The 19,323-nt window shown below is 60.9% G+C and carries 17 protein-coding genes; 10 read left to right on the top strand and 7 right to left on the bottom strand.

The window, feature by feature from the left end; genetic code table 11:
- Positions 1-8: 8 nt before the first annotated feature.
- Positions 9-956 carry a LysR family transcriptional regulator gene (locus ACEN8Q_RS19985; RefSeq protein ID WP_413421727.1) on the bottom strand — a complete coding sequence of 316 codons (948 nt, stop codon included), beginning with the start codon at positions 954-956 and terminating at the stop codon, positions 9-11.
- Between the two features lie 150 nt (positions 957-1,106).
- Between ACEN8Q_RS19985 and ACEN8Q_RS19980 the strand changes: the two genes are divergently transcribed.
- Together ACEN8Q_RS19980 and mmsB are read left to right on the top strand one after the other, a co-directional pair.
- Positions 1,107-2,633, top strand: coding sequence for a CoA-acylating methylmalonate-semialdehyde dehydrogenase (locus ACEN8Q_RS19980; RefSeq protein ID WP_111280651.1), 1,527 nt, complete (start codon positions 1,107-1,109; stop codon positions 2,631-2,633).
- Between the two features lie 10 nt (positions 2,634-2,643).
- Positions 2,644-3,531 carry a 3-hydroxyisobutyrate dehydrogenase gene (mmsB, locus tag ACEN8Q_RS19975; protein ID WP_413421723.1) on the top strand — a complete coding sequence of 296 codons (888 nt, stop codon included), beginning with the start codon at positions 2,644-2,646 and terminating at the stop codon, positions 3,529-3,531.
- Between the two features lie 190 nt (positions 3,532-3,721).
- Here mmsB and ACEN8Q_RS19970 read toward each other — a convergent pair whose 3' ends face one another.
- The 5 genes from ACEN8Q_RS19970 to ACEN8Q_RS19950 all read right to left on the bottom strand — a co-directional run bounded on the left by ACEN8Q_RS19970 (position 3,722) and on the right by ACEN8Q_RS19950 (position 9,729).
- Complete coding sequence (locus tag ACEN8Q_RS19970; protein ID WP_413421721.1) at positions 3,722-4,822, bottom strand: GlxA family transcriptional regulator; 1,101 nt, start codon at positions 4,820-4,822, stop codon at positions 3,722-3,724.
- Between the two features lie 109 nt (positions 4,823-4,931).
- Positions 4,932-6,332 carry a GABA permease gene (gene gabP / locus ACEN8Q_RS19965; RefSeq protein ID WP_413421719.1) on the bottom strand — a complete coding sequence of 467 codons (1,401 nt, stop codon included), beginning with the start codon at positions 6,330-6,332 and terminating at the stop codon, positions 4,932-4,934.
- A 473-nt stretch (positions 6,333-6,805) separates the two neighbouring features.
- Positions 6,806-7,150 (bottom strand): cupin domain-containing protein, encoded by a 345-nt coding sequence (locus tag ACEN8Q_RS19960; protein ID WP_007900627.1) that lies wholly within the window; start codon positions 7,148-7,150, stop codon positions 6,806-6,808.
- A gap of 167 nt (positions 7,151-7,317) precedes the next feature.
- Positions 7,318-8,721: an amino acid permease gene (locus tag ACEN8Q_RS19955; protein ID WP_413421717.1), complete on the bottom strand. Its 1,404-nt coding sequence runs from the start codon at positions 8,719-8,721 to the stop codon at positions 7,318-7,320.
- Between the two features lie 105 nt (positions 8,722-8,826).
- Positions 8,827-9,729: a LysR substrate-binding domain-containing protein gene (locus ACEN8Q_RS19950; protein ID WP_413421715.1), complete on the bottom strand. Its 903-nt coding sequence runs from the start codon at positions 9,727-9,729 to the stop codon at positions 8,827-8,829.
- Between the two features lie 225 nt (positions 9,730-9,954).
- Here ACEN8Q_RS19950 and ACEN8Q_RS19945 point away from each other — a divergent pair, with 225 nt between their 5' ends.
- The gene (locus ACEN8Q_RS19945; protein WP_413421713.1) at positions 9,955-10,719 is read left to right on the top strand and encodes a sulfite exporter TauE/SafE family protein; all 765 of its coding nucleotides are present in this window, start codon (positions 9,955-9,957) and stop codon (positions 10,717-10,719) included.
- On the opposite strand, the gene ACEN8Q_RS19940 is transcribed toward ACEN8Q_RS19945, so the two are convergent.
- The gene (locus tag ACEN8Q_RS19940) at positions 10,709-11,023 is read right to left on the bottom strand and encodes a putative quinol monooxygenase (RefSeq protein WP_413421711.1); all 315 of its coding nucleotides are present in this window, start codon (positions 11,021-11,023) and stop codon (positions 10,709-10,711) included. The genes ACEN8Q_RS19945 and ACEN8Q_RS19940 overlap by 11 nt on opposite strands.
- A 163-nt stretch (positions 11,024-11,186) precedes the next feature.
- Here ACEN8Q_RS19940 and ACEN8Q_RS19935 point away from each other — a divergent pair, with 163 nt between their 5' ends.
- From ACEN8Q_RS19935 to ACEN8Q_RS19905, 7 genes are all read left to right on the top strand, one after another.
- Entirely contained in the window at positions 11,187-11,777 is a 591-nt protein-coding gene (locus tag ACEN8Q_RS19935; RefSeq protein WP_413703631.1) for an NAD(P)H-dependent oxidoreductase, read from the top strand.
- Between the two features lie 66 nt (positions 11,778-11,843).
- Positions 11,844-12,755, top strand: coding sequence for a LysR family transcriptional regulator (locus ACEN8Q_RS19930; protein ID WP_413421707.1), 912 nt, complete (start codon positions 11,844-11,846; stop codon positions 12,753-12,755).
- 103 nt (positions 12,756-12,858) lie between these two features.
- Complete coding sequence (locus ACEN8Q_RS19925; protein ID WP_413421705.1) at positions 12,859-13,752, top strand: NAD-dependent epimerase/dehydratase family protein; 894 nt, start codon at positions 12,859-12,861, stop codon at positions 13,750-13,752.
- A 202-nt stretch (positions 13,753-13,954) separates the two neighbouring features.
- A complete protein-coding gene (locus ACEN8Q_RS19920; protein ID WP_413703630.1) occupies positions 13,955-15,400 on the top strand; it encodes a SulP family inorganic anion transporter in 1,446 nt (481 codons plus the stop codon).
- Positions 15,401-15,621: 221 nt separating this feature from the next.
- Positions 15,622-16,971: a GntP family permease gene (locus tag ACEN8Q_RS19915; RefSeq protein WP_413421701.1), complete on the top strand. Its 1,350-nt coding sequence runs from the start codon at positions 15,622-15,624 to the stop codon at positions 16,969-16,971.
- Positions 16,972-16,985: 14 nt separating this feature from the next.
- A complete protein-coding gene (locus ACEN8Q_RS19910; RefSeq protein WP_085719039.1) occupies positions 16,986-17,846 on the top strand; it encodes a MurR/RpiR family transcriptional regulator in 861 nt (286 codons plus the stop codon).
- Position 17,847: 1 nt separating this feature from the next.
- Complete coding sequence (locus ACEN8Q_RS19905) at positions 17,848-19,305, top strand: N-acyl-D-amino-acid deacylase family protein (protein WP_413421698.1); 1,458 nt, start codon at positions 17,848-17,850, stop codon at positions 19,303-19,305.
- Positions 19,306-19,323 lie beyond the last annotated feature (18 nt).

Here is a 19,323-nt window from a genome sequence, read left to right as displayed (position 1 = left end):
CGAGCCCATCAGTCGGCGAACAGCATCTCCCGGCTTTCACCCATCAGCAGGCCCTGATTGCGTTCGGTCACCTCGCGGATGTAATCCCACAACAGGGTGATCCGCTTGAGCTTGCGCAGGTCTTCGCGGCAGTACATCCAGAACTGTCGAGTGATGTTGATTTCCTGTGGCAACACCGGCAGCAGGCGAGGGTCCTGGGTGGCGAGGAAGCACGGCAGGATCGCCAGTGAGCGTCCCTGCTGCGCGGCCACGAACTGTGCGATCACGCTGGTGCTGCGCAGATTGGCACTGGCACCGGGCAGTACGTTGGCCAGGTACAACAGCTCCGAGCTGAACGCCAGGTCGTCGACGTAACTGATAAACGAATGTTTCGCCAGGTCTGCCGGGCGGCGGATGGCCGGGTGGTTGTCCAGATAGTCCTGGGTCGCGTACAGCTGCAACCGGTAGTCGCACAGTTTGCAGCAGACGTACGGGCCATGCTCCGGACGCTCCAGGGCGATGACGATGTCGGCCTCGCGCTTGGACAGGCTGATGAAGTGCGGCAGCGGCAGGATATCCACCGAGATTGCCGGGTAGGTGTCGACGAAGTGGCTCAGCTGCGGGGTGATGAAAAAGCTGCCGAAACCTTCGGTGCAGCCCATGCGCACATGACCGGACAGCGCCACGCCGGACCCGGAAACCTGCTCGCACGCCATGTGCAAGGTGCTTTCGATCGACTCGGCATAGCCCATCAACCGCTGGCCTTCGGCGGTCAGGACAAAGCCGCTGGTCCGGGATTTCTCGAACAGCAATGTGCCCAGCGCCGTTTCCAGGGAACTGATGCGCCGCGACACCGTGGTGTAGTCCACCGCCAGGCGCTTGGCCGCAGTGCTGGCTTTGCGGGTGCGGGAGACTTCGAGGAAAAACTTGAGGTCGTCCCAGTTCAACGAGCCGAGGGAGGTGATGTTTTTTTGCATGTTGGACCGGTTTTTATGTGCGTTCTTATCAGAAGTTTGCACATCTATACTCCAAAAACAGCCCGTTAACCAATTCGCGGCGCATGCCTCTTCTCAAGGCGACTATTTCGCCTTGGCTCCCAAGATAACAACAAAGATCTGGAGACCCACATGAACGTATCGCTCACGCCCAATGACACCACCGTGCAGAAGGTCAAACTGTTGATCGACGGCCAGTGGGTCGAATCCAAGTCCACCGAATGGCACGACATCATCAACCCGGCGACCCAGCAAGTGCTGGCCAAGGTGCCGTTTGCCACCGCTGAAGAAGTCGATGCTGCCATCAGCGCCGCTCATCGTGCTTTCCAGACCTGGAAACTGACACCCATCGGCGCCCGCATGCGCATCATGCTCAAGCTCCAGGCGCTGATCCGCGAGCACTCCAAGCGCATCGCCGCCGTCCTGAGCGCCGAGCAGGGCAAGACCATTGCCGACGCCGAAGGCGATATTTTCCGTGGCCTGGAAGTGGTCGAGCACGCCTGCTCCATCGGCAGCCTGCAAATGGGCGAGTTCGCTGAAAACGTCGCGGGCGGCGTCGACACCTACACCCTGCGCCAGCCGATCGGCGTATGCGCGGGTATTACTCCGTTCAACTTCCCGGCAATGATTCCGCTGTGGATGTTCCCGATGGCCATCGCCTGCGGTAACACCTTCGTACTCAAGCCGTCGGAACAGGACCCGATGTCGACCATGCTGCTGGTGGAACTGGCGATCGAGGCGGGTATTCCGGCTGGCGTGCTCAACGTCGTGCATGGTGGCAAGGATGTGGTGGACGGGCTCTGCACCCACAAAGACATCAAGGCTGTTTCCTTCGTCGGTTCGACCGCTGTCGGTACTCACGTCTATGACCTGGCCGGCAAGCACGGCAAGCGTGTGCAGTCGATGATGGGCGCGAAGAACCACGCCGTGGTACTGCCGGACGCCAATCGCGAACAAGCGCTGAATGCGCTGGTGGGCGCTGGTTTCGGTGCCGCCGGTCAACGTTGCATGGCCACCTCGGTGGTGGTGCTGGTGGGCGCGGCTAAACAGTGGCTGCCGGACCTCAAGGCGCTGGCGCAAAAACTCAAGGTCAATGCCGGCAGCGAGCCGGGCACCGATGTCGGTCCGGTCATCTCGAAAAAAGCCAAGGCGCGGATTCTCGATCTGATCGAAAGCGGCATCAAGGAAGGCGCGAAACTGGAGCTGGACGGTCGCGAGATCTCGGTTCCCGGTTACGAGAAGGGCAACTTTGTCGGCCCGACCCTGTTCTCCGGCGTGACCACCGACATGCAGATCTACACCCAGGAAATCTTCGGCCCGGTGCTGGTGGTACTGGAAGTTGCAACCCTCGATGAGGCCATCGCCCTGGTCAACGCCAACCCGTTCGGCAACGGCACTGGCCTGTTCACCCAGAGCGGTGCGGCGGCGCGCAAATTCCAGAATGAAATCGATGTCGGCCAGGTCGGTATCAACATCCCGATCCCGGTGCCGGTGCCGTTCTTCAGCTTCACCGGTTCGCGCGGTTCCAAGCTTGGCGACCTCGGCCCGTACGGCAAACAAGTGGTGCAGTTCTACACTCAGACCAAGACCGTCACCAGCCGCTGGTTCGATGACGACAGTGTCAACGACGGTGTGAACACCACCATCAACCTGCGTTAAGGAGCCGGACATGAAAATCGCTTTTATCGGTCTGGGCAACATGGGCGCGCCAATGGCGCGCAACCTGATCAAGGCCGGCCATGCGCTGCGCCTGGTCGACCTGAACAAAGCCGTGCTGGCGGAACTGGAACAGCTGGGCGGCAGCATCAGCGCATCGGCCCGTGAAGCGGCAGAAGGTGCCGAACTGGTCATCACCATGCTGCCTGCCGCCGTGCATGTGCGCAGCGTCTGGCTGGGTGAGGACGGCGTGCTCGCCGGTATCGGTAAAGGTGTACCGGCCGTGGATTGCAGCACCATCGACCCGCAGACCGCCCGTGACGTAGCCGCAGCTGCGGCCAGGCAAGGTGTGGCCATGGCCGACGCGCCGGTCTCTGGCGGCACCGGTGGTGCAGCCGCCGGGACACTGACCTTCATGGTTGGCGCCACGCCTGAACTGTTCGCCACCCTGCAACCGGTACTGGCGCAAATGGGCCGTAACATCGTCCATTGTGGTGAAGTCGGCACCGGGCAAATCGCCAAGATCTGCAACAACCTGCTGCTGGGAATTTCCATGGTCGGCGTCAGCGAGGCCATGGCGCTGGGCGACGCCCTCGGCATCGACACCAAGGTGCTGGCGGGCATCATCAACAGTTCCACCGGGCGTTGCTGGAGTTCGGAGATGTACAACCCATGGCCGGGCATCGTTGAAACGGCACCGGCGTCGCGCGGTTACACCGGCGGCTTTGGGGCCGAACTGATGCTCAAGGACCTGGGGCTGGCTACTGAAGCGGCACGTCAGGCGCACCAGCCGGTGGTACTCGGCGCGGTGGCCCAGCAGTTGTATCAGGCGATGAGCCTGCGTGGGGAAGGCGGCAACGACTTCTCGGCGATCATCAACAGCTATCGCAAACCCCTGTAGGGGCGAGCCAGCTCGCGATGGTCGTTAACGATAACGCGGGGTGTCTGACACCCCGCGTTGGCCTCGGGTTTTTCGCGAGCAAGCTCGCTCCTACAGGTAAGGCGTGTGCGCATCAACATTTACCGGGGGCCGCGTCGGGCGGCTTCCCGGTTTTTTTATCGGAAAAAGATCGCAGGCTTTGTGATGGGCGTTACCAGGAATGATCGCCCATCCGGACGCTGGCAAATGTCGACTCATTTCGCGCCTGCTCCAGAGTAGTCACCGGCCTGGTCGATGGTTGCTGAACAATCGCAAGCGTTGCCGGTTTTCGACTCATTTCAGAGCCGGCGCGCTCGTCGCTAGGTGGAACGCCGAAGTACTCGCGATAGCATTTGGAAAAGTGGGGCGTGGACACAAAACCGCAGGCCGCCGTCAACTCAATGATCGACATCGACGTTTGCTTGAGCAACTGCCGCGCTCGAATGAGGCGTAATCGGAGGTAGTAACGGGACGGCGTGCAGTTCAGGTATTTCTGGAACAGCCGCTCCAACTGCCGACGTGACAGATCAACGTAATCTGCCAGGTCATCCAGGTCGATCGGCTCCTCGAGGTTGGCCTCCATCAACGCAACGATTTCCTGCAGCTTGGGTTGATGAGTGCCCAGCACATGCTTGAGCGGTACGCGCTGATGGTCCTGTTCGTTGCGTATGCGTTCGTAGACAAACATCTCCGAAATGGCGGCGGACAATTCACGGCCATGATCGCGGCCGATCAGGTGCAGCATCATGTCCATGGGCGCCGTTCCGCCGGAGCTGGTGAACCGGTTCCGGTCAAGGGTAAACAGACTTGCGCTCATGCTGACCCGCGGGAAAGCTTCCTGCATGGCGGCCAGAAACTCCCAATGCACACTGCACTCGTAGCCATCGAGCAGGCCCGCTTTGGCCAGTGCCCAGCTACCGGTGCATATGCCTCCCAGCCGCCTGGATTGACGCGCCAGGGCTTTGAGCCAGGCAATGTGCTCGCGGGTGACCACATTCTGGATACCTACGCCACCGCACACGAACACAGTGTCTGTTACCCAGGGATCGTTCCACGAGGCATCCGGGGTGATCGGCACGCCGTCACTGGCCCATACCGGCTCGCCACCGAGGCTGAACGTGTGCCAGCGGTATAGCTCTTGCCCTGACAATTGATTGGCCATGCGCAATGGCTCTACGGCCGAGGCCAGGGAAATCAGCGTGAATTGATCCAGCAACAGAAAACCAACCGATCGGGTCGTCGTACCGACGGATACGCTGGAGCTCGATGACATCGTGGTCATGTCCTCACAAAGAGAGATGGCGGCCCAAGGCACGGTAGCGTGTAACGCCCCTGCCTCGGGTACGCGCAAGTATCAGGTTCTCGCAGGTATCTCTCTTGTGTTATCCCACTGACGTCGCCCTTGCGGATTGCGCAGGTTGACGCGATGTGACCAGGCCGATAAAGGAAATCGCCAGCGCCAGACCAATGGTCGTGCTCACTTCGGTACGGTGTTGCGGGGAGACCATCATCACTGCCAGCGCAGCGCAAATGAACGCGATCACCAGCCATGTGAGCCATGGAAACAGCCACATGCGAAAGGCCAGTTCGACGTTCTGTCGACGCAGCATCCGACGCATGCGCAACTGCGATACCGCAATGGCCAGGTACACCACCAATGCAATCGCGCCGGAGCTGGCCAGCAGGAACTCAAACAACCCGGCGGGCATGAAGTAGCTCCAAACGGTAATCGCCGCCCCCAACACGGTACTGGCGATGACCGCCGCCCGTGGTACGCCTTCGGAAGAGGTTGCCTTCAGCGCTTTCGGCGCATCGCCACGGCGCCCCAGCGAGTACAGCATGCGCGAGGCGATATAGATCGAGGAGTTCATGCAGCTGGCCACGGCAATCAGCACCACCACGTCCACCATGAACTTGGCGTGGGGAATGTTCATGATTTCCAGTGCGCGCTGGTAGGAGCCTACGGAAGCCAACAGCGGGTCATTCCAGGGCACCACGGAGATGACCACGAAAATCGACAGCAGGTAAAACACCCCGATGCGCCAGATCACCGAACGGGTGGCCTTGGCAATGTTCTGCGACGGGTTGTCGGATTCGGCGGCGGCGATGGTGACCGCCTCGGTACCGATGAAGCTGAACATGATGGTGATGAAGGCGCCGACTACCGCCGACAGGCCGTTGGGAGCAAACCCGCCGTGCTCGGCCATCAGGCCGCTCAGCCCGCTGACCTCCCGATCGGGAACCCAGCCCATCAACACGGCAAAACCCACGCCGATGAAACCAATGATCGCCACGACCTTGGCCATGGCGAACCAGAACTCGAACTCGCCGTACTTGGACACACTGAACAGGTTGGTCACCACCAGCGCAATGATCGACACCAGGGCAAACAGCCAGGCATCGATCTGGGGAAACCACTGGTTCAACACATGGCCGGCGGCCAGCGCCTCGATAGGAATCACCAGCACCCAGAACCACCAGTAGAGCCAGCCGATGGTGAAGCCCGCCCAACGGCCGATGGCCTGGTCGGCATAGGTGGAGAACGAACCGGTGTCGGGATTGGCCACCGCCATTTCACCGAGCATGCGCATGACCAGAACGACCAGCAGGCCCGAGAACAGATAGGCCAGCAATACGGCCGGGCCAGCGGCCGCGATGGCATGCCCCGAGCCTACAAACAAACCGGCGCCGATAATCCCGGCGATAGACAACATGGTGACGTGACGAGGCTTGAAGCCCTGCGCCAATTGGCCACTGGAATCCTTGGAGCTCGGGCTAATCATTATTTTTTTTCTCTGGTGAACGACATTTGAGCGGGCTGATGGGGGGCAGTGATTGTCACGGTTGCCGGATACCCTTTCTGAACGCTGCGCCCTCCAGACGCTGCTGTTCTTGTCAAACCCATCATCGCGATGTGGTTATATCGGTGAAAAGCAGCGCCACCTTACCCGGCTTGTCCGACGCTCCCGTTACCTGATCGCGCCACCTTCGTATCTGAAATCGACACGGTCAAGCTTTGCGTTCGTTATGAAAACCGATTGGTCACTGAGTGGCAAAAAGCAATCACTTTGTTTTTTCAAGCGTTCTGCCGATGTAGCGGCGAAGCGTATAGCGTGGGTGTTTTGAGCGTGGAAGGGGGGAGACGAGAGGGGATGCGAGTGCGTCTATGGAAGACGTATTGCGCAACGAGTAGTTACTTGGGTAGCTACTCGTTGCAGGTGTCGCTTTTGTAACCGGGTGTCGTTTTGGGTTGGGATCAGGCAAACACAAAATACTTGCGCACGGTTTCCACTACTTCCCAGGTGCCTTTCATCCCCGGCTCGATGACGAAAATGTCACCGGCGCGCAGGTGGATCGGCGCCATGCCTTCCGGAGTGATGATGCAGTAGCCTTCCTGGAAGTGGCAGTATTCCCACTTCACGTATTCCACGTACCACTTGCCCGGCGTGCAGATCCAGGTGCCCATGATCTTGCTGCCGTCTTCGCTGGTGTAGGCGTTGAGGTTGACGGTGTGCGGGTCGCCTTCGAGTTTTTCCCATTTGCAGGCGTCGAGTACGGGCAGCGGGTGGGTGTCGCGAAGTACGGTAATCGGTGCGGTCATGATGACTCCGGGCATGAGGGAGAGCTGAAGTCGCACCCTATAGGGCTTGGCCGGGCATCAGTTGTCTGTGGTCGACATCGAGGTATCCAGAAGCGCTAGTCGATTTGCGCACGCCATGAAAAACGCCCCGGCATTCATCGAATGTCGGGGCGTTTTATTGTGCGGGGTTACTGAGCCACTGGCAGCTTTCGATGCCGGGCCATGCGCAACCGGTAGCAAGCGTAGATCAACAACACCCACACCGGCATGGCGTACACCGAGGCGCGTACCGGCGGAATCATCCAGATGACGCAGATGATCACGGCCATGAAGGCCAGGCACAGGTAATTGGTGTACGGCGACCAGAAGGCCTTGAAGCCCGGCACGATGCCGCGCTGGCCCATGGCCTTGCGGAATTTCAGGTGCGTCAGGCTGATCAGCGCCCAGTTGATCATCAAGGACGCGACCACCAGGGCGAACAGCAACTCAAGCGCTTCCTGTGGCGCGACGTAGTTGATCAGCACCGCCAGCATCGTGATCAGTGCCGATACGCCCAGAGCCAGCAAGGGAACACCCTGCTTGTTCAGTTTCATCAGCACCTTGGGTGCGTCGCCTTGCTCGGCCAGGCCATAGAGCATGCGGCTGTTGCAATACACGCCGCTGTTGTAGACCGACAGCGCCGCGGTAAGCACCACGAAATTGAGGATTTGCGCGGCGGTGTCGCTGCCGATCAAGGCGAAAATCTGCACGAACGGGCTGCCGCTGTAGGCATCGCCCGAAGCGCCGAGCGTCTGCAGCAGTTGGTCCCACGGATACAACGACAGCAGCACTGTGAGCGCGCCGACGTAGAAGATCAGTACCCGGTAAACCACCTGGTTGATGGCCTTGGGAATGACCTTCCTTGGTTCGCTGGCTTCAGCGGCGGTGATGCCGACCAGTTCCAGGCCGCCAAAGGAAAACATGATGAACGCCATCGCCATCAGCAGGCCGCTGTAGCCGTTGGGGAAGAACCCGCCGTGGTCCCACAGGTTGCTCACCGAGGCTTGCGGGCCGCCGGTGCCACTGAACAGCATGTAGCAGCCCAGGACGATCATGCCGATGATGGCCACGACCTTGATGATCGCGAACCAGAATTCCATTTCACCGAAGACTTTGACGTTCAGCGTGTTGATCAGGTTGACCAGCACGAAGAACACCGCGGCACTGACCCAGGTCGGCACTTCCGGCCACCAGAACTGCACGTACTTGCCGACGGCCGTCAGCTCGGCCATGCCCACCAGCACATACAGCACCCAGTAGTTCCAGCCGGACAGGAAGCCGGCGAAGCCGCCCCAGTAGTTGTGGGCGAAGTGGCTGAAGGAGCCGGCCACCGGCTCCTCGACAATCATCTCGCCGAGCTGGCGCATGATCAGAAAGGCGATGAATCCGGCAATCGCGTAGCCGAGGATCATCGACGGTCCGGCCGACTTGAGCACGCCGGCGGAGCCCAGGAATAGCCCCGTACCAATGGCTCCCCCCAGGGCGATCAGCTGAATATGACGATTCTTCAACCCCCGCTTGAGCGTCCCCTGTTGCAATATTTCATCCGCCATCTGGTTCCCTTCTGGTTGTTGTGGCCAGGCCTGATTTCAAAGGACGAATATTACTCTGGGTGACCTCTTGGTTATACAGCCGCGCGTAGGGTTGAACGGTGATTTTCAAGGATTTTCACGACGTTTTGCGCTAAGTAGCGCCTCCAGCAAGGCCCTGGCATAGCCGGGCAAGTGCTCGAATGAGTGTGCGCACAGCAGCAGTTTTCGTTGTGCCCATGGCTCCTTCAGCGCGAAGCTTTTCAGCGGTTGATCCACCGTCCAGCGGCGGATCGCTGCCAGCGGCACGATACCCAGCCCGGCACCGTGCGCGACCATGCGCATCACGCCGTCGAAACCTTCGGCACGGATGCGGATTTGCATGCGCAGGCCTGTGTGCAAAGCCTGTTCTTCCAGGTACACCGCCAACGCGCTATCGGCGGTCAGGCCGACGTAGTGGTGTTGCAGCGTGTCGCTGAAATTCGGTGGTTCGCCGTCGGCGAGGGGATGCCCGGGCGGCATGATCAGTACCAGCGGATCGTCACGAAAGGGCAGGGTGTCGAGGGAGTGGGTGTCCACCGCATCCGAGACGATCCCCAGGTCCGCCGCCCCCTGGCGCAAGGCGTGGGTGATACGGGTACTGGGCAGTTCCTGCAGGTCGATGTCGAGGTTGGGGTGGTCACGCAGGAAATCGGCGAGCAATTCCGGCAAGTACTCGGTGATCGCCGTGGTGTTGCACAACAATCGCACCTGGCCTTTGACGCCCTTGGCGTATTCGGCCAGGTCCTGCTGCATGCGCTCGGCTTGTTGCATCAGGGTACGGGCATGCTGAGCCAGGGCCTTGCCGGCAGGCGTTGGCGTTACGCCGCGTCGGCCTCTTTCGAGAAACTCGATCCCCAGTGAGGCTTCCATGGCACGAATGCGCGCACTGGCCGCTGCGAGGGACAGATGACTGCGGGCAGCGCCGGCGGTGATGTTGCCGGTGTCGAGGATGTTCAGGTACAGGCGCAGGTCGGTGAGGTCGAAGTGCATCGGTACAACCTTGAATGTGATGTTGTCTGGGCGGGCGCCTTCGCGAGCAAGCCCGCTCCCACAGGTGACCGAATTCTCATGGAAGAAATGCGATCCACTGTGGGAGCGGGCTTGCTCGCGAAGAGGCCAGTCGCTGCAGTGAAGTATTCAGCCTCTGCCAAAGCAAGAGGCAGCCTCAGTATATGGCAGATTTTCAACCTGCCCTCGCGGGCTCACCATAGCCCCATGAACACACTCTCGACGTTTTACCAGAATCTCGGATTGGCCCTTTCCTTACTGGTTATCGGCACCTTTGTGCTGGCCGGCATGATCAAGGGCGTCATCGGCCTCGGCCTGCCGACCGTTGCCATGGGCCTGCTCGGCCTGGCTATGGCACCGACGCAGGCTGCGGCGCTGTTGATCATTCCGGCGACCCTCACCAATGTCTGGCAACTGGCATTCGGCGGGCATCTGTCGGGGCTGGTCAAACGGCTGTGGCCAATGCTGCTGGCGATTTTTTTCGGCACAGGGGCGGGCACGCTGTGGATCGGCATGAGCGGTGGCCATTGGGTGGTGCGGGGGCTGGGGGCGGCATTGTTGCTGTATGCGCTGAGCGGTCTGTTCCTGCCGATTTTGCGCGTGGGGCGGCGCAGCGAACGCTGGCTCGGGCCATTGTGTGGCGTGCTGACCGGATTCATTACTTCGGCCACCGGCGTGTTCGTGATTCCGGCGGTGCCTTATCTGCAAGCGCTGGGTTTGAGCAAGGACGAGCTGGTGCAGGCGCTGGGCCTGTCGTTCACCGTCTCGACCCTGGCCCTGGCCGGTGGATTGCTATGGCGCGGCGCCCTCGGCGGGGGCGAGTTGAGCGCGTCGCTGCTGGCGCTGATCCCGGCAATGCTCGGCATGTGGCTGGGGCAATCGCTGCGCCAGCGGATCAGCGCCCTGTGGTTCAAGCGCGTGTTCTTCAGTGGCCTGGGTGTGCTCGGCGGCCATTTGCTGATCAGCGGCTAGCGGACGACGGGCTGATCATCTCGATGGCGCGGATCTCGAAGTCTCGTTCCAGGTATTCATCGCGCTGCTCGAGGAACTGCTTCATGTGCGGAAGGTTCGAGTGCACGTCGAGGTGGGCCTGGGATTGCCAGATCTCGTAAAAGATGAACAGGGTCGGGTCCTGTTTGTCGCGCAACATGTGGTATTCGATGCAACCGGGTTCGGCGCGGCTTGCTTCCACGTAGCTGCTGAAAAACGCTTCGAAGGCGTCGGATTTTTCCGGGCGGGTCTTAGCGTGCAGGATGAAGCCCTGGATTTCACTCATGTACATCTCTCCTCAAGTCAGAACTGGCGCCAGTCTAAGGCAACAATCGCCTGTCGATTCGTGCTTGTGGGTCAAATGAATTTTGCCAAATCGATGCTTATTCCGCGCGAAGCCGGTCGGTACTCTGCCGCCATCGAATTCCTGACCCTTCCCGAGATCACTCATGAAAAAAGTCCTGTTGCTCAATGGCGGCAAAAAATTTGCGCACTCCGATGGTCGCTACAACACCACCTTGCATGAAGCAGCGTTGAGCGTGCTGGATCGCGGCGGCCTGGATGTCAAAACCACCTTCATCGACGAGGGTTACGACATCGCCGAAGAAGTGGCCAAGTTTCTCTGGGCCGACGTGATCATTTACCAGATGCCCGGCTGGTGGATGGGTGCGCCGTGGACCGTGAAGAAGTACATCGACGAAGTCTTCACCGAAGGCCATGGCAGCCTCTATGCCAGCGACGGTCGCACCCGTTCCGATGCCTCGCAGAAGTACGGCAGCGGTGGCCTGATTCACGGCAAGCAGTACATGTTGTCGCTGACCTGGAACGCCCCGCAGCAAGCCTTCGACGACCCGAGCGATTTCTTCGAAGCCAAGGGTGTGGATGCGGTTTACTTCCCGTTCCACAAGGCCAACGAGTTCCTTGGCATGGCCGGTTTGCCGACCTTCCTGTGCGTGGACGTGATGAAACGCCCGAACATCGAAGGTGACGTGGCACGCTATGCGCAGCATTTGACTGAGGTGTTTGGCCTCAAGGCATAGTGCTCGGCTACTATCCGATGCAACGGCCAGGAAGATCGCCGCGCCGACTCGCAAAAGAGGACACACGTGAAAGCCAGATCCGATGAGTTGCAGATTTTCGTCTGCGTGATTGAATGCGGGTCGATTTCTGCGGCGGCCGAGCAGGTCGGGCAAACGCCTTCGGCGGTCAGTCGTACGCTGTCGCGGCTGGAGGCCAAGCTCGACACCACGCTGATCAACCGCACCACGCGGCGCATGGACCTGACCGAAGAGGGCAAGTACTTCTTCGAGCACGCCAAGCAGATTCTCGATCAGATGGACGAACTCGAAGAGCGCCTGTCCTCACGCCAGCAAACGCCGTCCGGGCGTTTGCGCATCAACGCGGCGTCACCGTTCATGCTGCACGCCATCGTGCCCTACATCGATGAATTCCGCCGGCTCTACCCCGACATCCAGCTCGAACTCAACAGCAATGATTTGATCATCGATCTGCTGGAACAGAGCACCGACATCGCCATCCGCATCGGCACCCTGACCGACTCGACACTGCATGCCCGCTCCCTGGGTTGCAGCCCGCTGCACATCGTCGCCAGCCCCGCCTACCTGGAAAAGCACGGCACACCGACAGCCGTGGCTGACCTGGCCAACCATACGCTGCTGGGGTTCACCCAGAACGAAGGCCTCAACCAATGGCCGCTGCGTTACGTGCATGGCGATCGCTGGCCGATCCAGGCGTCGATCAGCGCCTCCAGCGGTGAGACCATCCGCCATCTGGCACTGGACGGCCAGGGTATCGCCAGCCTGTCGCATTTCATGACCATCGAAGACATTCGTGCCGGGCGCTTGAAAGTGTTGTTGGCCGAGTTCAACAGCGGCTATCGCCAGCCGATCAACGCGGTGTACTACCGCAACTCGCAACTGGCCCTGCGGATTCAATGCTTCCTGGACTTTATCCAGGGCAAGTTGGCGGATTATGCGAGCGCAGACTTCAAGGGTTGATTCGTGATTCCTGCGCAAGAGTGAATTGGGCCGACAGGGATTTTTCGCCAGGGATCGCTGCTGGATACTCCTTGCATCACTTATCAACGCAGGGAGTTTCTCCATGAACGTATTCGTTACCGGTGCTGCCGGTTTTATCGGCGGTTCCATCGCCACGGGGCTGGTCCAGGCCGGCTACAACGTCACTGGTCTGGTACGCAGCGCCGAACAAGCGGATGAACTTCGTGCACTGGGCATCACACCGGTGATCGGCACCCTCGACGACTCCGCCCTGTTGGCCGATCAGGCGCTGGCTGCCGACGCGGTGATCAACGCCGCCAGCAGCGATCATCGTGGTGCGGTGCAAGCATTGCTCGATGCCTTGCGCGGTTCCGGCAAAGTGTTCCTGCATACCAGCGGTTCGAGCATTGTCGGTGATGCCTCGGGTGGCAAATCCAGTGATGTCATCTACTTCGAAGACAACCTGCCGGAGCCGACTGTCGACAAGGCGGCGCGAGTGGCCATCGACAACCTGATCCTGGCGGCGGCCATGGACGGGGTGAACTCGGCAGTGATCTGCAACACGCTGATCTACGGCCACAGCCTGGGTGTTCATCGTGACAGCGTGCAGCTGCCGCGCCTGCTCAAACAGGCGCGTAAAAGCGGCGTTGTACGCCATGTCGGCACGGGCCGGAACATCTGGTCCAATGTGCACATCGAGGACGTGGTGGCGCTGTACCTGCTGGCGCTGACTGAAAACGTGCCTGGCACCTTCTACTTCGTCGAAAGCGGTGAAGCGTCGTTCATCGACATGACCACCGCCATGGCCCGGGCGCTGAACCTGGGCGAGCCGCAAGACTGGCCGCTCAAGGACGCCGAAGCCGAGTGGGGCTATGAAATGGCCAACTATGGCCTGGGCTCCAACAGCCGGGTGCGCGGCAAGCAGGCGCGGGAGCTGCTGGGCTGGGTGCCGAAGCGCACGTCGGTGGTGGAGTGGATTCGCGACGAGATGGTGTGAGTTCGCTTTAGACCGCGTCATCGTTCTTCGCGAGCAAGCCCGCTCCCACATTCGGCCGCATTCCTTCTGACGAAGCGCGATCAATTGTGGGAGCGGGCTTGCTCGCGAAGGCATTTTCGATGACACAGATGATGGCCGGTCCGCCCTCGATTCCGTAACATCCGCACACTCATTTCTCGTCTCTCCCAGTGTGCGGTTCCCCATGAAAGCAAAACGTCTACGCGCCGATGTCCTGGCCGGACTTACCACTTCCTTCGCCCTGTTGCCCGAGTGCATCGCTTTCGCGCTGGTGGCGCATCTCAATCCGCTGATGGGGCTCTATGGCGCATTCATCATCTGCACCCTGACCGCGCTGTTTGGCGGGCGACCAGGCATGGTGTCCGGTGCGGCCGGCTCGATGGCCGTGGTGATCGTCGCACTGGTGGTGCAACACGGCGTGCAGTATTTGCTGGCCACGGTGTTGCTGGGCGGACTGATCATGATCGCGTTCGGGCTGCTCAAGCTCGGCAAGCTGGTGCGCATGGTGCCGTATCCGGTGATGCTCGGTTTCGTCAACGGCCTGGCGATTGTCATTGCCCTGGCGCAACTGGAGCACTTCAAGAGTGGTGAGGCCTGGTTGAGCGGTACGCCGCTGTACATGATGCTCGGGCTGGTCGCGGTGACCATGGCCGTTGTCTATGTGATGCCGCGCCTGACCCGTACGGTGCCACCGGCGCTGGTGGCGATTCTCGGTGTGGGCCTGGCGGTGTATCTGCTCGGCCTGCCGACCCGCACCCTGGGCGACATGGCGCACATCGCCGGTGGCTTGCCGACACTGGCACTGCCGGACATCGCGTGGAATCTGGACACCCTGCGGATCATCGTGCCCTACGCGATCCTGATGGCACTGGTCGGGTTGCTGGAAACCCTGTTGACCCTGAACCTCGCCGACGAAATCACCGAGAGCCGTGGTTACCCGGATCGCGAGTGCGTGGCGCTGGGGGTGGCGAATGTGGTGTCCGGTGCGTTCGGTGGCATGGGCGGTTGCGCCATGATCGGCCAGACCATGATCAACCTCAGTTCCGGCGGTCGCGGGCGCGTGTCCGGGGTAGTGGCCGGGGTGTCGATCCTGCTGTTCATCCTGTTCCTGTCACCGCTGATCGAGCGCATTCCATTGGCCGCGCTGGTCGGGGTGATGTTCGTGGTGTCGCAACAGACCTTCGCCTGGGCCTCATTGCGGGTGCTGAACAAAGTGCCGTTGAACGATGTGCTGGTGATCATCGCGGTGACGGTGATTACCGTTTTCACCGATCTGGCCATCGCGGTGCTCTGCGGCATCATCATTGCGGCGCTGAACTTTGCCTGGCAGCAGGCTCGCCAGCTGTATGCCGACAGTCATCTGGAGAACGACGGCAGCAAGCTGTATCGGCTGCATGGCACGCTGTTCTTCGCCTCGACCACACCCTTTCTCAATCAGTTCGATCCGGCCAATGACCCGCTGCAAGTGACCCTGGATTGTCGTCACCTGAGTTTTGTCGATTACTCGGCCATCGCTGCGCTGGGCACCTTGCGCGAGCGCTACGCGAAGGCTGGCAAGCACTTGCGCGTGCTGCACTTGTCCGAGCGCTGCAAGAAATTGCTCAAGCGCGCCCGGATGCAGCACGACTGAGCTCAGCCATTCGATTGTTCCCACCCTGAGCGTGGGAACGATCTGTCTTTCGGCGATGAAAATTCGTACGGCCGACTTTCATAATTCGCGACACGCCATGTCTCTGTACGACACCTCTTATCCGTGCACGAAAATTACTTTCACCTCGTTTGAAAATCACCGACCGAAATGTTTTAAGAGTTTCACAAATATTTCGACGTGACCCTCTCGAGGAGTACCGCATGACCCCGTCCTTCGGCTATTGGCTGCTGGTGTATGCCGCCGTTGCCATCATCGCGCTGATCGTTCTGATCGCTCGTTACCGGCTCAATCCGTTCATTGTCATCACCCTGATTTCCCTCGGCCTGGCGCTGGTCGCGGGGATGCCACCCTCCGGTGTGGTGGGGGCGTACGAGGCGGGTGTCGGCAAAACCCTGGGGCACATCGCGCTGGTGGTGGCGTTGGGGACCATGCTCGGCAAGATGATGGCCGAGTCCGGTGGCGCCGAGCAGATGGCGCGCACGCTGATCGACCGTTTTGGCGAGAAGAACGCGCATTGGGCGATGGTGTGCATCGCGTTTCTGGTGGGGCTGCCGCTGTTCTTCGAAGTCGGTTTCGTCTTGCTGGTGCCGATTGCCTTTACCGTGGCGCGGCGCGTGGGTGTATCAATCCTGATGGTCGGCTTGCCGATGGTCGCCGGGCTCTCGGTGGTGCATGCGCTCGTGCCGCCGCACCCGGCGGCGATGCTGGCGGTACAGGTGTATCAGGCGTCGGTGGGGCAGACCTTGATGTATGCGATCCTGATCGGCATTCCGACCGCGATCATTGCAGGTCCCCTGTACGCCAAGTTCATCGTGCCGCGTATTCAATTGCCGGCGGAAAACCCGCTGGAGCGCCAGTTCCTGGAGCGTGAACCCCGCGACAGCCTGCCGGGTTTCGGCATCACCATGGCAACCATCCTGTTGCCGGTGGTGCTGATGCTGATCGGCGGCTGGGCCAATCTGATTTCCACGCCGGGCAGCGGCTTCAACCAGTTCCTGCTGTTCATCGGTAACTCGGTGATCGCGCTGTTGCTCGCCACATTGCTGAGCTTCTGGACCCTCGGCCTGGCGCAGGGCTTCAACCGTGAATCGATCCTCAAGTTCACCAACGAATGCCTGGCGCCGACCGCGAGCATTACGCTGTTGGTGGGTGCCGGTGGTGGCTTGAACCGGATTCTGGTGGATGCTGGCGTCACCGACCAGATCGTTGGTCTGGCCCACGAATTTCATCTGTCGCCGCTGTTGATGGGCTGGCTGTTTGCCGCGCTGATGCGCATCGCCACCGGTTCTGCCACTGTGGCCATGACGACCGCTTCAGGTGTGGTCGCACCCGTAGCCATTGGTCTGGGTTATCCCCATCCGGAGCTGCTGGTGCTGGCGACCGGCGCCGGGTCGGTTATCTTTTCCCACGTTAACGACGGCGGTTTCTGGTTGATCAAGGAATACTTCAACATGACCGTTGCCCAAACCTTCAAGACCTGGACCGTGCTCGAGACGTTGATCTCGGTCGTTGCCTTCGGACTGACCGTTGGCCTTTCTTACCTGATTTAGCCGGAGCCACCCGCATGGACATCCTCTACCAGATCCGCGCCCGTCAGGATTCCTTCAGCGCCGGTGAAGGCCGCATCGCCCGCCTGATGCTCGACGACGTAGGATTTGCCGCCTCCGCCAGCCTCGATGAACTGGCGCTGCGGGCAGAGGTCAGCACCGCCACGCTGTCGCGTTTCGCCCGCACGGTCGGCTGCCGGGATTTGCGCGATTTGCGTTTGCAACTGGCCCAGGCCAGCGGCGTCGGCAGCCGGTTTCTCGACCCGGCGGGCACGCCCGAGCAGTCGGCGTTCTACGGACAGATCGTGAGTGACATCGAATCGACCTTGCGCCAGCACCTGGCGGCGTTCGATGAGTCGCGTTTCGCCGATGCGGTGAAACTGCTGGGCAAGGCGCGGATGATTCACGCTTTTGGCATGGGCGGCTGCTCGACCCTGTGCAGCGACGAACTGCAAGTGCGCCTGGTGCGCCTCGGCTATCCGATTACGGCGTGCCACGATGCGGTGATGATGCGCGTCACCGCCGCCAGCCTCAGCGCTGAACAGGTGGTGATTGTCTGCTCGCTGACCGGGATCACCCCGGAGTTGATCGAAACGGTGGAGCTGGCGCGCAACTATGGCGCCCGCATTCTGGCCATTACGCTCGCGGGTTCACCGCTGGCGCAACTGGCCGACATCGTCCTGCCCCTGCAAAGTGCCGAAACTTCGTTCATCTACAAACCCACGGCAGCGCGCTACGGCATGCTGCTGGCCATCGACGTGCTCGCCACCGAGCTGGCCCTGGCCAATCCTGAAGACAATCAAGAACGTCTGCGGCGGATCAAACTCGCCCTGGACGAATACCGCGGCGGCGACGATCACTTGCCGCTGGGAGACTGACATGCAGTACGACACGCTGATTCGCAACGCCCTGATCATCGACGGCAGCAACAGCCCCGGTTACCCCGCCGACGTGGCCATTCTCAATGGGCGCATCGAGCGTATCGGCGACTTGCGCGATGCCCACGCAAACGAAGAAATCGACGCAGCGGGCCAGGTGCTGGCGCCGGGTTTCATCGACGTGCACACCCATGACGACACCGTGGTGATTCGTCAGCCGCAGATGCTGCCCAAGCTCAGCCAGGGCGTGACCACGGTGATCGTCGGCAACTGCGGGATCAGTGCCTCGCCGGTGAGTTTGCGCGGTGATCCGCCGGATCCGATGAACCTGCTCGGCACGGCCGCGGCGTTCGTTTATCCGACCTTCCGCGACTACCGCACGGCGGTCGAAGCGGCGAATACCACGTTGAACGTAGCCGCGCTGGTCGGCCATACGGCGTTGCGCAGCAATCATCTGGACGACCTGTTTCGCACCGCCACGGCCGATGAAATCAGCGCGATGCGCGAGCAACTGCGTGAAAGCCTCGAAGCCGGCGCCTTGGGCTTGTCCACCGGCCTTGCCTATGCCAGCGCCTTCTCGGCATCGACCGATGAAGTGATGCAGCTGACCGAAGAATTGACGGCATTCGGAGCGGTCTACACCACCCATCTGCGCAGCGAATTCGAACCGGTGCTGGAGGCCATGGACGAGGCGTTCCGGATTGGTCGCCATGCACAAAGCCCGGTGATCATTTCCCACCTCAAATGTGCCGGTGCCGGAAACTGGGGGCGTAGTCCGCAGTTGCTGGCATCCCTCGAACAGGCGGCGAAGACCCACCCGGTCGGTTGCGACTGTTATCCCTACGCCGCGAGCTCATCGACCCTGGACCTCAAGCAGGTGACCGATGCCCACCGCATCACCATCACCTGGTCGACCCCGCATCCGGAAATGGGCGGCCGCGACCTGATGGACATCGCCGCCGAATGGAACCTGTCGCTGCTCGACGCGGCCCGCCAACTGCAGCCGGCCGGCGCGGTTTATTACGGGATGGACGAAGCCGATGTCCGCAGAATCCTCGCGCATCCGCTGTCGATGGTCGGCTCCGACGGCTTGCCGGAAGACCCGTTCCCACACCCACGCTTGTGGGGCGCATTCCCCCGGGTGCTCGGACATTTCAGCCGTGACGTAGGGCTATTCCCGCTGCACACCGCCGTGCACAAGATGACCGGGCTGTCGGCGGCCCGCTTCGGTTTGAAGGCGCGTGGTGAAATTCGCGAAGGTCATTGGGCGGACCTGGTGTTGTTCGATCCGGCAACCATCCGCGATGTCGCCGATTTCAACGATCCACAGCGGGCGGCGCAAGGCATCGAGGGCGTATGGGTCAACGGTGTGTTGAGTTACCGTGATGGCCAGGCCAACGGGCGCAGAGAAGGGCGATTCCTGGCTAGGGAAGGGGATTTGCGTACGGGGTTCGAGTGAGTTTCGAGGACTGTGTCA

The organism is Pseudomonas sp. Pseusp16 (assembly GCF_047324915.1).
GTDB lineage: Bacteria > Pseudomonadota > Gammaproteobacteria > Pseudomonadales > Pseudomonadaceae > Aquipseudomonas > Aquipseudomonas fluorescens_CD.
Note: the sequence above shows the minus strand (reverse complement) of the source record. Positions and strands in the feature narration are given on the sequence as shown.